Source organism: Oceanobacillus bengalensis, from assembly GCF_003628445.1.
Classification (GTDB): Bacteria; Bacillota; Bacilli; order Bacillales; family Amphibacillaceae; genus Oceanobacillus; species Oceanobacillus bengalensis.
This window is the reverse complement of sequence record NZ_RBZO01000018.1, coordinates 1-14,747: the sequence shown is the minus strand read 5'-3', so window position 1 is coordinate 14,747 and position 14,747 is coordinate 1. Positions and strand designations below refer to the sequence as shown.

Here is a 14,747-nt window from a genome sequence, read left to right as displayed (position 1 = left end):
ATGCATGAAATATGGTATAAAAATAACAGGGAGATTTAATGTTTACACATTAAATCTCCCTGTTATTTTATTAGTACTAAAACTGTAATCTATCAGAAAAATATCGCTATTAATTATTATTATATTTTTTATTTTAATATTTTTCTAAATATTATTGACATATTAAAGGTGGTTATATATATTATATATTGTATACAATTTATAGAAGGGGTGGTTAGATGCTTCCATTAGATGGAGTGAAAATTCTTGACTTAACTCAGTTTCTAGCAGGACCATATTGCACAATGGTACTTTCTGATATGGGTGCAGAAGTAACAAAAATTGAGAGATTTCCAGGAGGAGATGATTCTCGAAGGTTAGGACCATTTATTAATGATGAAGGATACCCTTTTGCGATGCCAAATCGAAATAAAAAGAGTCTAGCACTAGATTTGAAATCTGATAAAGGGAAGGAGATTTTTCATAAATTAGCTGAGGAAGCGGATGTTATTATCGAAAACTTCCGACCAGGTGTGGTAAAAAAACTGGGGATTGATTATGAAACAATTGAAAAGAAAAATCCTTCAATTATTTATTGTTCCATCTCTGGGTTCGGACAAACTGGTCCCTATAGTCAAAAAGGTGGCTTTGATATTATCGCCCAAGGTATTACTGGATTAATGCGTATGACAGGCGAACCGAATGGAAAACCAGCTAAAGTTGGAATTGCAATTAATGATATTGCGGCTGGGGCAACTGCAATCTATAGCATTCTAGGAGCTTATGTTCATCGCCTAAAAAGTGGAGAAGGTCAATACATTGATACATCATTGGTTGATGCGGGATTAGCATGGACGATTTGGGAATCAGCAGCATACTTCGGATCTGGTGAGGTTGCCAGTGCAACAGGAACAAGGCACCGCCGTTCTACTCCATATCAATCGTATCAAGCAAAAGATGGCTATGTAACGGTGGGTGCTGGAAATCAGAAACTGTGGGAGCTTTTCTGCAAAGGAGTAGTTAATAAGCCAGAATGGATTGATGACCCAAGATATAAAACATTGATGAATCGAATGGATCATATCGATGAACTTGAGCAAGAAATCGAAACCATTTTCGTTACGGAAACAATGGAATATTGGGTGGATAGATTGGATAAAGCAGGAATTCCTGCAGGCCCAGTTTATACGTATGATCAAACATTAAATGATCCACATGTTAATGCAAGAAATATGATTGTCGAAATGGAACATCCGAAACTCGGACCAATTAAAACAATTGGTATTCCGGCGAAGTTCTCAAAAACGCCGTTGCAAATTAAATCACCTGCACCTTGGTTAGGTCAGCATACAACCGAAAAATTAATAGAAGCAGGATATACGGAAGACGAGATAGTAGAAATGTATGAAAATGGAATCGTTTACAATAAGTATGAGGAAGCGGAGGAAGGTATTCATGGCTAAAAAAGATGTTTTATTAGAAAAAAACGGTGAGATTGCAACAATTATCTTTAACAGACCAGAAAAAAGAAACGCATTAACACATGAGATGTGGAAGGAAATTCCCGGTCTAGTAGAAGATGTAGAAAACGATAGGAACATTAAAGTATTAGTTGTACGCGGTGCAGACCATACATCTTTTGCTGCAGGAGCGGATATTAGTGAGTTTAAAACCTTGCGTGCAGATTCAGCAGGTGCAAAGATTTATAATGATGCAACCCATAAAGCAGAACGAGCAATTGCAACAATGAAAAAACCAAGCATTGCTATGATTCAAAGTTGGTGTATTGGCGGTGGATGTGAGATTGCTTTGGCTTGTGACTTACGTTTCACGGATACGAATGGTAGATTTGGAATTACACCAGCAAATCTAGGTCTTGTTTATAGTTTAACTGCTACGAAACAACTTGTAGATCTAGTGGGGCCATCCCAAGCAAAGTATATTTTACTTAGTGGAAAACATCTAGATGTAGATCATGCACTTCGTATTGGATTAGTGGATCAAGTGTTTTCTCCAGAGGAAATTGTAGAAGAAACATATAAATTTGCGGAAGGTTTATGTAAGAAAGCGCAATTTACCGTACGAAGCATGAAAGAAATTATTGGCTTTATATTACAAGGTCAAACAGAAGACAATGAATACACGGAACAACTCAGGAACGGTTCTTTTGATACAGAAGATTATCATGAGGGTGTTCAGGCTTTCCTCGAAAAGAGAAAACCACAATTTACATTTTCTTAAGGGCTGATCATCATGAATCGATTGGAAGCAAAAGAGAACTTTAATCATGCAATAGAAAACGAAAAAGCTGAATTCGAAAACTTTTTCCTATCAAAATTCTTCGGACTTCAATTTGATTATCAAGAGGAAAACTGTATCGTATCCTTGGTTAGCAAGGATTTCATGTTTAATCCACAAGGTTCCCTGCATGGAGGGGTTATCGTTTTTATCTTGGATGTTTCGATGGGGCATTTATGTAAAAGACATTTAGGGACCGCTGTTACATTAGAAATGAATACACAGTACCTAAGACCCGTTGGAGAAGGAGAAATTTATTGTAAATCTAGTTTTATTAAAAAGGGCAGGAAGATAATTGCATTAAAATCCGATTTATTTAATGAAAAAGGTAAATTGGCAGCTACTGCTACAGCAACATGGTTAAAAGCAGAATAGGGATTCCACTGTTTGGAATTCTTATTCTGTTGTAAGAATCATAGCGGAAAAGCAGGATTTCTTATAAACTGGTAGAAGATTATACAAATAACTACATTTTCCTTTATAATTATCTGAAACTAAACAATATATTAATTATTTAAAAATTAATATACCGTGAATTTAAAACGCTTTCATGCTGTTCAAACAAGGGGGATTAATATGAAAAAGAAAATGATGTTGTTGGTATTAATGATAACCGTCGCTTTATTCATTAGTGCATGTTCAGGTGATCAGGCATCTAGTGATTCAGGGGAAGATTATCCCTCTGAATCAGAAACACTTGATTGGACAATTGCCTTTGGGCCAGGTGGTGGAAACGATGTTATGGCGAGAGAAATGATAAAAATTATGGAACAGTATGATCTATACCCAGGTGATATTGTACCTGAGAACCGTGAAGGCGGAAGTGGAGCAGTTGGTTGGGGGTATATGCAACAAAATGTAGGGGATCCATACCAAATTTCTACGACAAGTGGAAGCTTTATCACAACACCACTTCAATCTGATCCAGGTTGGGATTATGAGTCATTCACACATGTTGCATTAATGGCAACTGATGATATGTTCTTGGTTGTGCCAGGCAATTCTGACTACGAAACGTTAGATGATTTTATTGCAGCTGCGAAAGATAAGAAAATGAACATTGGTGGAATTGGTGTTGCGAACGTTGATCGTATGATTGTTGAAACATTTGGTAAAGAAGCTGAACTTGAATATGAATATGTTTCTTTTAATGCAGAGGGTCAATTACAATCGGCAATGCTTTCTAATACATTAGATGCTATTGTTGCTAACCCAAGTGGTGTTATCGGCCAATTAGAATCTGGAGACATGCGCGCCCTTGCATTTAGTGGTGTTGAAAGATTACCAGATTATGCAGATATCCCAACGTTCATTGAATCTGGATATGAAGTAAATATTTCAATGCCACGTGGCGTAATTCTTGCTGGTGAGGTAGACGAGGAAGTTCGTCAGTGGTGGATTGACACGATGAAGAAGGTAGCGGAAACGGATGAATGGGCAGAATATATCTCGAAGAACTACTTAAGTGAAACGATTCTATATGGGGATGATTTCACAGAATACCTTGATGAAACAACATCTGTATTTAATGACATTCTTAGTGAACTAGGTGTTATAGAAGAATAGAAGAAATAGGAGGAGGGGAAATAATGACCTGTTCCCCTCTAATAAAATGTTAAGGAGGATAGCTATGAGGGCAATTTTCTCAGGGATTTTATTTATCTTTTCGATTTACTTTACCATTAAAGGTTTTGAATATGATTATGTAAATCATTCAGGGCAAGTTGGACCGGGTTTCTTTCCGCTTTGGATTGGTATATTATTAGTGGTTTTTACTGGAATTGCTTTCTTTAAAGATTTAAAGGTTGTTTTAAAGGAGAAGGTATCCTTTCGTAAACCTATTCATCTAAACAGCATTCTTCTATTATTAGCAGCAACTTTTCTATTCATTGCATTATTAAACGTGTTGGGTGCAGTAATAGCGATGGTACTATATGTTTTTGCTGTTCTTTTAATATTAAATCGTGAAAGATTAATTCTTAATACAATTATTTCAGTCACAGTACCGATGGGAACATATTTATTGCTAGATGTTTGGTTGAATGCTGGATTTCCAACAGGTATCTTTGGATTTTGATAAAGGGAAAGGAGGAAGCATATGGATATTATAGAAAATCTATTAATGGGATTTTCCGTTGCGGTTAGTCCTATCAATCTACTGTTTTTAACGATTGGGGCATTTGTGGGGATGATCGTTGGGATTATTCCAGGTTTTGGACCTACAGCAGGGATAGCAATTTTGCTATCATTAACATTTTCAATGGATCCAGTAACTGCAGTTATTATGTTGGCTGGTATCTATTACGGCTCTATGTATGGTGGAACAATCACTTCTATATTAATAAATACTCCTGGGGAATCTGCTACCGTGGCTAGTACTTTTGATGGCTATCCATTAGCCAAAAAAGGTAGAGTTGGCCCAGCATTAGTGATGCAGGCTGTTGCATCCTTTGTTGGGGGTACAATTGGTGTTATCTTAATAGCAGGCTTTGCCCCTACATTCGCTAAAGTTGCACGTTCATTTGGTCCTCCGGAATTCTTCTTGCTTATTGCGATAGGGCTTCTAGCTTTAATTGTTGTTATGGGTGATAACAAAATCAATGGAGCAATATCAGCCTTGTTAGGTTTAGCGATATCACTCGTCGGAGTAGATGTCATTACGGGTACACAACGATTTACGTATGGTAATCCTGAGTTAATAAACGGCATTTACTTTCTACCAGTAGCTATCGGCCTCTTTGGACTTGGTGAACTATTTTACTCTATATATCAAGGGCAACATAAAGAGGGGAATAGAGAAGAGATTTCTTTTAAGAAGAAAGGGGAATTCTGGCCAAGCAAAAAAGAGTGGTCTGAAAGTAAAGGGACGTTTGCAAGAGGATCTTTCTTAGGTTTTTTTATCGGGATGTTGCCTGGAGCAGGTGCTACAGTTGCGTCCTTGTTATCGTATTCTCTGGAAAAAAAGGTATCGAAGGTATCCGAAAAATTCGGTAAAGGACACATGCCAGGACTTGTTGCTCCAGAAACAGCAAACAATGCAGCGTCAGCAGGTGCGATGATACCGTTATTAACACTTGGTATTCCTGGATCTGGTGCGACAGCTGTTTTGTTAGGTGCCTTTCTTATGTGGGGACTACAACCAGGGCCGCTAATGATGTCACAAGAACCTGAATTTGCATGGGGACTTATTTCAAGTATGTATTTAGGAAATATTATTCTCATACTTGTAAACATATTTGCAATTCCATTATTTATCAAAATTATGAGGGTACCTTATAAATTATTAGTACCAGTAATTTTAATTCTATGTACGGTCGGTACATTTAGTTTACACGGAAGTATGGTTGAAACGTGGATTATGTTAGCTTTTGGTGTTATTGGCTTCTTTATGAAATTGTATGATTTCTCACCAGCGGCAGTAGTGCTGGCTCTAGTGCTTGGGCCAATGGCTGAAAATGCACTTCGTCAAACATTAATTACCACTGAAGGTAGTTTTCTGATTTTCGTACAAAGACCCGTATCACTAATTCTTACAATCGTAATCTTAGTCATGCTCATTATTCCTTTTATTAAATTTATAAAAGGCTTATTTAACAAAAATATAAATGAAGATAAGGCTGCATAGCTAAGGAATATCTTGCTAGTTACATATATAATAGATAATTAGGAACGTAACTAGTGATAGAGAATATTCTGGATTGCGAGGTAATGGATATGAGTTTAAAAACAAAAACAATAACAACTGCAGCATATGAGAGATTAAAAGCTGATATATGTTCAGGTAAGTATAAAGCTGGACAACACTTACTGGAAAAAGAATTATGTAATGATTTGGAAGTAAGCAGAACACCAATACGAGATGCACTTGTACGATTACAAGAAGAAGGTCTTGTGATTTCTAAACCACATCGTGGCGTATTCGTAAGGAAGTTAACGGAGAAAGATATTCGAGATTATTATGAGACGAGAGCGGTTTTAGAAGGATTAGGTGCGAAACTTGCAGCTTTAAACATGACAAATGAACATAAAAGGTATTTCGAAAACTTGATGGAAGATATGAAATTTGCACTTTCTGAAAAAGGCGATAATCACAAGATCATTGCATTAAATAATGCGCTTCATGATTATATTTTTAAAGTGGCAGATAATGACGTTTTGGACAAAATGAGACGAACCTTATCCTGGTCCATTGCATTAATCAGGGCAACATCTTGGATCAATGAAAATCGTAAATTTGAAGTGTTTGAAGAGCACGTGAAAATTATTAAAGGAATTGTAGAAAAACAACCAGAGGAAGCGAAAGTAGCTGCTGAAGATCATATCTATAAAGCTTGGGAATCAGCGGCAAGCAATCTATCGAATTTATCCGATGAGGAGGAAGATTAGGTGATTTATCGACTGCAAGAAAAAGAACCGGTTATCCATGAAACCGCATACGTCGCTCCTGGTGCATATGTAATTGGAGAAGTCTATTTAGAAGAAGAGGCATCCGTCTGGTTTAATGCTGTTCTCAGGGGAGACAATACTTCGATTAAAATAGGAAAAAGATCGAACGTACAAGATGGAGCTGTTATCCATGTTGATCCAAACTTACCAGTGACGATTGGAGAGGATGTTGTTATTGGTCATCATGCGATTATTCATGGATGTACGATAGAAGATGGTGCACTCATTGGAATGGGGGCATCTATACTAAACGGTGCGGTTGTAAAAAAGGGAGCATTAGTAGCTGCTGGTGCGCTAGTTACAGAGGGTATGATTGTTGAAGAAGGAATGCTTGCGGTAGGTGTACCTGCAAAACAGGTCAAACAGTTATCAAAGGAACAATCCGCTCGATTAATTCGTGGTGCAGAAAGCTACGTGAAAAAAGGGAAAATTTATAAGCAAGATTTAGAACTACTTAAATAGTAGAGAAGATGAAAATTAATCACACATCCTTCTTTTATATAATTAATCTATTGAGCTGGCTTCTTGTTCTAGTCATTCCAATCGAACATGCACTAATGGTCATTGTCCTAATCTTCGCATTTAGTGGCTGGGCATTTGGCGTCTGGCCGCAGTCAATTATATCCTTAGGTATCTTATTATACTTAGAAATACTCGGGATCTTTACGTTTGAAGAAGGTTTACAAGGCTATGCGCAACCCTTTGTATGGTTGCTTGTAGCAACTTTTGTAATTGCGGCAGGTTTTGAAGAAACAGGGTTAGGTAGAAGGATTGCACTAGCAATATTGTCATTGGTGAAAGGAAATGGGGCAGCGAGTATTGGTGTTGTCATTTTATCGCTAACGGTATTAGGTCTGCTTATACCAACAGGAGCTGGAAGAATAGCGATGATTCTCCCTGTGTGTATTGGGCTTATCGAAGTAGTAAAAGCAAGTGGGGGCGGTTCATCGTATGCAAAAAGCGTTTTAATTGCTGTTACGTTTACTTCTTCCTTTATGTCATTTGCCATTATTACAGGTTCGAGTTCTTCCGTTTATGCCGCTAGTACGATTCAGTTAACGACTGGATTCTTTTGGTCATACGGATATTGGCTTATCGTAAATGGACCCATTGCTATCCTCATGCTCCTAATATTATGGGGGGTTCTATTATGGAAATTCCCATTAGAAAAAGCAAGCTGGTCTGATGGTAGAGCGTATATTGCTTTGAAATTGGAGGAAATGGGAACAATTTCACCAAAAGAAATGAAATTATTCCTTTTAAGTATTATCATGCTAACCGGTTGGATAACGGAGCCACTTCATGGATATTCTGTATCCATGACTGCAATGCTCGTCGCATTATTGTCCTGTCTTCCAGTAGTAGGTGTGCAGAAATGGAAGCGGGCAAGCAAGTCCATAAACTGGGATGTCATCATTTTATTCGGAGCAGCTTACGCATTAGCAGAAGCAATCCAAACAAATGGTACAGCAGATTGGGTTGCTGCGGGACTAGTGCAATTTATTCCACAAAATAGCCCAATACTTACAGCACTTGTAATGATCATCATTGTATCCATCTTCCGTTTTGGATTTGCCAATATGTTAGGTATTACAGCAGTATTTTTACCATTTTCGATTAGCTTAGCACAGTCATTATCGATTAATCCTGTTTGGTTAGCGCAAATTGTCGTCATCAGCTGCTCTATTGGTTACTTTTTACCATCCCAAAGCCCAGCAAATCTAATGACATTTGCTTTAGGGCAATATACGAGAAAGGATTTATCGTCTGTAGGAATGTATCTATTTCTTGCGATCATCCCAATTACATTATTACTCGCATACTTCTACTGGCCTTTAATCGGGTTAAATCCAAATTAATGGAGGGATAAAGAATGAGAGCACTAGAAGGAATTAAAGTAATCGATTTATCTCGGATTCTAAGCGGACCTTATTGCACGATGGTTTTAGCGGATATGGGTGCTGAGGTTATCAAAATAGAATCACCTAATGGAGATGACACAAGAGCATGGGGACCACCGTTTGTTGAAGAAGAAAGTGCATACTTCCTTAGTATAAATCGTAACAAGAAGAGTGTTGTGATTAATTTAAAAACAGATGAGGGCAGGGAAATATTATTAGATTTAGTGAAAAGTGCGGATGTTGTTGTTGAAAATTTCAGACCTGGCACGTTAAAAAGGCTTGGAATCGATTATGATGTATTAAAAGAAGTAAATTCTGGAATTATTCTTGCATCTATCTCTGGTTATGGGCAGACTGGCCCTTATTCACAAAAACCAGGTTATGATGTAATCGCCCAAGGGATGGGAGGAATAACAAGTGTTACTGGTGAACCCGGAAAAGCTCCTGTTAAGGTAGGGTTTTCAATTGCTGATGTTGGAACAGGTGTGTGGGCAATTGTGGGAATATTGGGAGCATTGCATCACCGAAATCAAACAGGAACGGGACAATGGGTTGATGTTTCGCTTCTAGATACGATTATCTCCTGGCAAACGTACTTAGCTGGAAACTATTTCGCAAGTGGAAAGAACCCAGAACCACAGGGAGGCGCACATCCAAATATTGTGCCATATCAACTTTTTGAATCTAGTGATGGTTACTTTAATATTGCAGTTGGAAATGAAAATCTGTGGAAAAAATTCTGTGAGGCAATCGATGAACCTGAACTGTCGAATCATCCAGAATACCGAGAGAATAAAGATCGTGTCATAAACCGTAGTAAATTAATTCCATTTTTGCAAGGGAAGTTTTCTAAACATACATCACAGTATTGGATTGATTTATTTGAAGGGGTTGGAATTCCATCCGGACCTGTTTTAAGATTTGATGAGATTTATAAAGATGAACATGTACTTGCACGAGAAATGCTGGTTGAAGCTGATCATCCAACAGCAGGTAAAGTAAAAATGACTGGAATACCAATTAAGTTTTCAGAAACGCCAGGAGAAGTCGTGTCTGCTCCGCCGTTGCTCGGTCAACATACGGAAGAAGTGTTAAAGGGGATGCTTGATAAAAGTGATGGGCAGATTGAAAGTTTGGTGGAAGCGGGGGTTGTGAGGGCGTATAGAGAAGAGGAACAATTGAGGAAATAAATTTTACGAGAAAAGGATATAAAAGGGCAAGATATATCTTTTAATAAGATTTTAAAGCGAAGGTCTTATTATGTAAAGGATTGTCTTGCTCTTTGTTTACTGAATATTAATAATTGTTATAATATACGGGAGTAGAATTATCTACATACCGATTAAGGAGGACTATCGTAATTGAAAAATGTAGAAGCTGTGGTTGTGGAAAAATTTGGTGGTCCTGAAGTTTTAGAATATACCACTGTTGATCTGACGGACGTAGAACCAACAGAGGTATTAATTAAGGTAGAGGCTATTAGTGTGAATTTTGCAGACATCAAAGCGAGAAGAGGGAATTATCATCGAGCAAGTAAGTCGCCATTTATACCAGGACTAGATTGTTCGGGAATGATTGAGGCTGTTGGAGAGGAAGTAGAAGGACTGGAAGTTGGCCAAAAGGTAATCGCCTTTCCTAAAAATGGTTCCTATGCTTCATACGTAAAAGCTGATCAGCTACTAACCTATCCGATTTCACCAGAGGTTGATTCAAAAATAGCTGCTGCATATGTAACGGTTGCAATTACTTCTTATAATCTCTTAAAGAAAGTAGCGCGCATACAACCTGGTGAAAGTGTATTAATTCACGGTGCTGCAGGTGGAATTGGTACAATTGCAACCCAAATTTCGAAGTTGTTAGGTGCAACATCTGTTATCGGAACGGTTGGAAGTGATGAAAAATTAGGAATTGCAAAACAGGCAGGAGCAGATCACGTTATTAATTACAACAAAGAATCTTTTGCTGATTTTGTAAACGTATTGACTGGTGGGAAGGGGGTAGATGTCATACTAGATTCCTATGCTGGTAAAATGTTTGAGGAAAGTATAGATTGCCTCGCATTCTTTGGACGTATTGTTAATTTTGGGAATGGAATTGGGGGAGATGGTGGAAAGGTAGATACAAACCTTCTTCACTCCTCCTGCCGATCTGTCTTGGGGTATAGTACTGGAACATATAGAAAGTTTCGACCAGAAGAATTGGAAGAGGCAGCACAACAATCAATTGAATTTCTAGAGAATGGGAAGATACAGTTGTTTATTAGTAGGGAGTTTACATTACAGGAGACTGCTGAAGCACACCGATTGATGGAGAGTAGGCAAACGGTGGGGAAGATTGTTTTGGTGCCGTGATGGTAGAGGAATGTTTATTTTCTCTAGGTAATATCACATTTTATATTCACATAAAATAGAACAGGATTATATCTTGTTCTATTTTTATTTTGGTTCTAGTGCTTAGGGAGTGTAATGGATTCTTTTGTTGGAAAATTACAGTAATTAATAATATTATGTATCATAGGGAACGTGAAGTTTAAGGAGATGATTTAAATAAAACAAATAGTAGATAACGTCATATTAAAAGAATCCCCTTTTCTTATTATTGCTCTTGATGTTAATAACCAGATTGTAACGTGTAATCCAATAATGGAATCCATTATTGGGATTAGAAAAATAGCTGGTATGAACATAGCAAATGTCTTCACTGTTTGGAAACAAGCTCCAAGCTCTAAATTTTTTCATGCGGAATATAAGGACCGTAGTTTTACCTTTATAGAAGAGAAAATTAGTGATGCAGAAGATAAAATATTGTACGGAATCGAAACAGATGGATTAGCTGCGTTACTAAAAGAAAATAAAGACCTTAAAAATTTAAATCGGGAATTAGATGCTATTATTGAAAATTCCTACGATGGTATCTATATCACGGATAAGAGGGGAGTAACGTTAAAAACCAACTCTGCGATTGAAAGAATTACGAGTATACCAAAGGAATATTATATTGGAAAAAATGTTAATGCTCTCATTAAAAGAGGTATACTTAAAAATTCTGTAACAAGTAAAGTATTGGAATACAAACGAACGGTTTCTGTTGTACAAAAAAACTACGCAGGTAATGAAACGATTTTGACTGGGAGTCCTGTTTTTAATGAGGAAGGAGAAATTGAGAAGATTGTAACCAATATTCGAGATTTGTCTGACTTAAATGAACTACAAGTGGAGATAGCGAAAGTTAATAAACTAAATGATAAGTATAAAAAAGAATTACAGCGGTTGAAAAATAAACCAGATCAATTAAAAAATATTATTACAAAAAGTGAAGAAATGAAATTGATTTATGATACAGCAGAACGGATTGCTAACATTGATGTGACAGTTTTAATTCTAGGAGAAACGGGTGTCGGTAAAGATGTATTAGCAAATTTTATTTACTCAAATAGTAGAAGGTCGAAAGAAGGAGAATTTATAAAAGTAAACTGTGGTGCAATTCCTCCTGAATTACTAGAATCAGAACTATTTGGCTATGAAGGTGGAGCATTTACTGGAGCAAATAGCAAAGGAAAACCAGGTATGTTTGAAATAGCAGATAAAGGAATTTTATTTTTGGATGAGATTGGCGAATTGCCTTTATCCCTACAGGTTAAATTGTTAAGGGTATTGCAGGAGGGAGAAATTAATAGAATAGGTGGTACACGACCGAAGAAAGTAGATGTTCGTATCCTTACAGCAACGAATCGTAATCTGCAAAGGATGGTAGAAAAAGGGGATTTTAGAGAGGATCTATACTATCGCTTAAATGTAATTCCAATCGAAATACCCCCATTAAGAGGTCGACGTGATGATATTTTACCAATGATTCAACTATTCTTAAAGCAAGTAAATGAAAAATATCACTTAAACAAAGCGTTTGATTATAATCTGAAAGGTTTTTTCATGTCTTATGATTGGCCAGGTAATATAAGAGAGTTATCTAATTTGATCGAAAGATTGGTTGTTACTACCCATGAGGAGGTTATCTCGAAGGAAGACCTACCTGCAGAATACCGACAAACAAATGAAACGACAATAAATAGGATCGTTTCTCTGAAGGATGCTGTGGAAATTGCGGAGAAAAATGTGCTAACGTTAGCAGCTGAAAAATATGATAACACGTATGCCATTGCAAAAGCATTAGAGACGAGTCAACCTACCATCGTAAGGAAATTAAAGAAATATAAGATTAGTATAAGGAGATGAACTTATGAGGATTGGAATTGTTGGTGCAGGGGCAGTAGGGAGTTTCTTTGGTGCTTTACTTCATCGAGCGGATCATCAAGTAGTCTTCTTAGCAAGGGGAAAGCATTTGGAAGCAATGAGAAAGAATGGGTTGATTGTAAAAAGAGAAGAAGGAACTTTTACACTATATAGCACATTTACGGATGACCCGAAGAATTTAGCAAACGCAGAGCTCATTTTGTTTTGTGTGAAATCAAATGATACGGAAAATATGGCAAAGCAATTACTTCCTATATTATCTAAGGATACCAAGGTAATAACACTACAAAACGGTATTGATAATGAAGAAAGGTTAGGGGAAATATTTGGGTTCCAGCGAATTTTCTCCTGTGCAACATATGTACAAACTGCCATCGAAGAACCTGGAGTAGTGAACCAACAAGGTAGGGTTGCGTTAGTAATTGGAGAACTTGACCATTCAGCTAGAGAAAAGTGTTCTGAAATTGTAACCTGTTTCAACCAAGCTGGTATTGATGCAACGTATACAGGAAATATTTTTGAGAAAAAATGGCGGAAATTACTTTGGAATATAACCTTTAATCCGTTGTCAGCAATTTCAACGGCAACTGTTGGTGACATACTCGATAACAAGCCTTTACGAACAACAGCTGAGTCCGTATGTAAGGAGGCGATGGAAGTTGCTATCAAAGTAGGCATTCCAATTGATACTGACCAAACGATGTCAACCATTTTTAAAAATGCAGAACGTGCAAGAATACATCAAACGTCAATGCTACAAGACCGAATGAGTGGGAAACAAATGGAAGTGGAATCGGTTTGCGGATATGTGATGCGAAAAGCGCAGGAGTTAGAAATATCGGTACCAACCATACAAGCAACATATAGTATCTTAACTTATCTTAATAAACACCAATCTTTGCGTCCTAATCAGGAACTAGCAAAATAGAGAAAGGGGAGATTCGCCATTTTAGAAGTACAAGTAATGGAAGATGTTATGTGTGCCAAGATGCAGGTAGTTAGAGCAGATGGAAAGGGTAAGCCAGTTTTTCTGTTCTTAGTTGATGGGATGTTGATCGATACAGGTCCACAAAGCATTGAAAAGGAAATCATTTCATTTTATAAAGAACACTCTAATAAGATTCAACTTGTTGCACTTACACATAGCCATGAGGATCATTCTGGGACAGCATCATGGTTACAAGAAAATCTTAACACCCCAATTTATGTTCATACAAAAGGTATACAAGTATGCCACTGGAAGACCCCATATCCTAAATATCGGCAAGTTGCTTGGGGTGTACGGGAGGAATTTTCTCCTTCTCCACTTGGAAGTAAAATAAAGTCATTAAATGCTGAGTGGGAAGTAATATACACCCCAGGTCATGCGGATGATCATGTTGCACTTTTGGATAAACAAACTGGCCGTATGTTTACTGGTGACTTATTTGTTTCACCGAAGACAAAGGTTATTATGGATACAGAGTCGATACCGATGATAATGAATTCAATAAGAAAACTATTAACATATGATTTCTCAGCCATATTTTGTTCACATGCAGGTTATTTTAAAGATGGAAAAGAAAAATTAAAGCAAAAGCTAGATCATTTGGAGTATCTTTATGGGGAAGTGGAAAAGATGTATACGGAAGGAAAATCGATTGTTGAAATAAATAAAAAGCTGTTTCCAAAAGTTTATCCAATTGTAGAAGTTTCAAGTGGTGAGTGGGACTCACTACATATTGTATCTTCAATTGTTTCTGAATTAGATAAAAAGAGGATGGGACAAAAGAAATTTAGTAAAGAAAAATCCGAACGATAAGTTTAAGTCCTCCATTAAATTCAAATTAATGGAGGACTTTGTATAAACTTCGAACTAACTTAATTTAGATTA

The 14,747-nt window shown here is 37.0% G+C and carries 14 protein-coding genes; all 14 read left to right on the top strand.

The features are described from left to right. Window positions 1-218 precede the first annotated feature (218 nt). The 14 genes from D8M05_RS11935 (at window position 219) to D8M05_RS11870 (ending at window position 14,675) form a co-directional block, all read left to right on the top strand. The gene (locus D8M05_RS11935) at window positions 219-1,442 is read left to right on the top strand and encodes a CaiB/BaiF CoA transferase family protein (protein WP_121132073.1); all 1,224 of its coding nucleotides are present in this window, start codon (window positions 219-221) and stop codon (window positions 1,440-1,442) included. Further along, window positions 1,435-2,220, top strand: coding sequence for an enoyl-CoA hydratase-related protein (locus D8M05_RS11930; protein WP_183072785.1), 786 nt, complete (start codon window positions 1,435-1,437; stop codon window positions 2,218-2,220). The genes D8M05_RS11935 and D8M05_RS11930 overlap by 8 nt, the downstream gene beginning before the upstream one ends. 12 nt (window positions 2,221-2,232) lie before the next feature. Continuing rightward, a complete protein-coding gene (locus D8M05_RS11925; RefSeq protein ID WP_121132071.1) occupies window positions 2,233-2,652 on the top strand; it encodes a PaaI family thioesterase in 420 nt (139 codons plus the stop codon). A 201-nt stretch (window positions 2,653-2,853) separates the two neighbouring features. Beyond that, window positions 2,854-3,843 (top strand): Bug family tripartite tricarboxylate transporter substrate binding protein, encoded by a 990-nt coding sequence (locus tag D8M05_RS11920; protein WP_121132069.1) that lies wholly within the window; start codon window positions 2,854-2,856, stop codon window positions 3,841-3,843. Window positions 3,844-3,907: 64 nt separating this feature from the next. Next, entirely contained in the window at window positions 3,908-4,354 is a 447-nt protein-coding gene (locus D8M05_RS11915) for a tripartite tricarboxylate transporter TctB family protein (RefSeq protein ID WP_183072784.1), read from the top strand. 21 nt (window positions 4,355-4,375) lie between these two features. Then, window positions 4,376-5,902: a tripartite tricarboxylate transporter permease gene (locus tag D8M05_RS11910; protein ID WP_121132065.1), complete on the top strand. Its 1,527-nt coding sequence runs from the start codon at window positions 4,376-4,378 to the stop codon at window positions 5,900-5,902. An 89-nt stretch (window positions 5,903-5,991) separates the two neighbouring features. After that, entirely contained in the window at window positions 5,992-6,663 is a 672-nt protein-coding gene (locus tag D8M05_RS11905) for a GntR family transcriptional regulator (protein ID WP_183072783.1), read from the top strand. Beyond that, window positions 6,664-7,185, top strand: coding sequence for a gamma carbonic anhydrase family protein (locus tag D8M05_RS11900; RefSeq protein WP_121132061.1), 522 nt, complete (start codon window positions 6,664-6,666; stop codon window positions 7,183-7,185). 8 nt (window positions 7,186-7,193) lie between these two features. Then, the gene (locus D8M05_RS11895; protein WP_121132059.1) at window positions 7,194-8,582 is read left to right on the top strand and encodes an SLC13 family permease; all 1,389 of its coding nucleotides are present in this window, start codon (window positions 7,194-7,196) and stop codon (window positions 8,580-8,582) included. Window positions 8,583-8,596: 14 nt separating this feature from the next. After that, window positions 8,597-9,814 (top strand): CaiB/BaiF CoA transferase family protein, encoded by a 1,218-nt coding sequence (locus tag D8M05_RS11890; protein WP_121132057.1) that lies wholly within the window; start codon window positions 8,597-8,599, stop codon window positions 9,812-9,814. A gap of 171 nt (window positions 9,815-9,985) precedes the next feature. Continuing rightward, entirely contained in the window at window positions 9,986-10,975 is a 990-nt protein-coding gene (locus D8M05_RS11885) for a quinone oxidoreductase family protein (RefSeq protein ID WP_121132055.1), read from the top strand. Between the two features lie 291 nt (window positions 10,976-11,266). Then, window positions 11,267-12,856, top strand: a complete 1,590-nt coding sequence (locus D8M05_RS11880) for a sigma-54 interaction domain-containing protein (RefSeq protein WP_121132053.1) — start codon at window positions 11,267-11,269, stop codon at window positions 12,854-12,856. A 4-nt stretch (window positions 12,857-12,860) separates the two neighbouring features. Further along, a complete protein-coding gene (locus D8M05_RS11875; RefSeq protein WP_121132051.1) occupies window positions 12,861-13,802 on the top strand; it encodes a ketopantoate reductase family protein in 942 nt (313 codons plus the stop codon). A 36-nt stretch (window positions 13,803-13,838) separates the two neighbouring features. Beyond that, window positions 13,839-14,675 carry an MBL fold metallo-hydrolase gene (locus D8M05_RS11870; RefSeq protein WP_245985336.1) on the top strand — a complete coding sequence of 279 codons (837 nt, stop codon included), beginning with the start codon at window positions 13,839-13,841 and terminating at the stop codon, window positions 14,673-14,675. Window positions 14,676-14,747 lie beyond the last annotated feature (72 nt).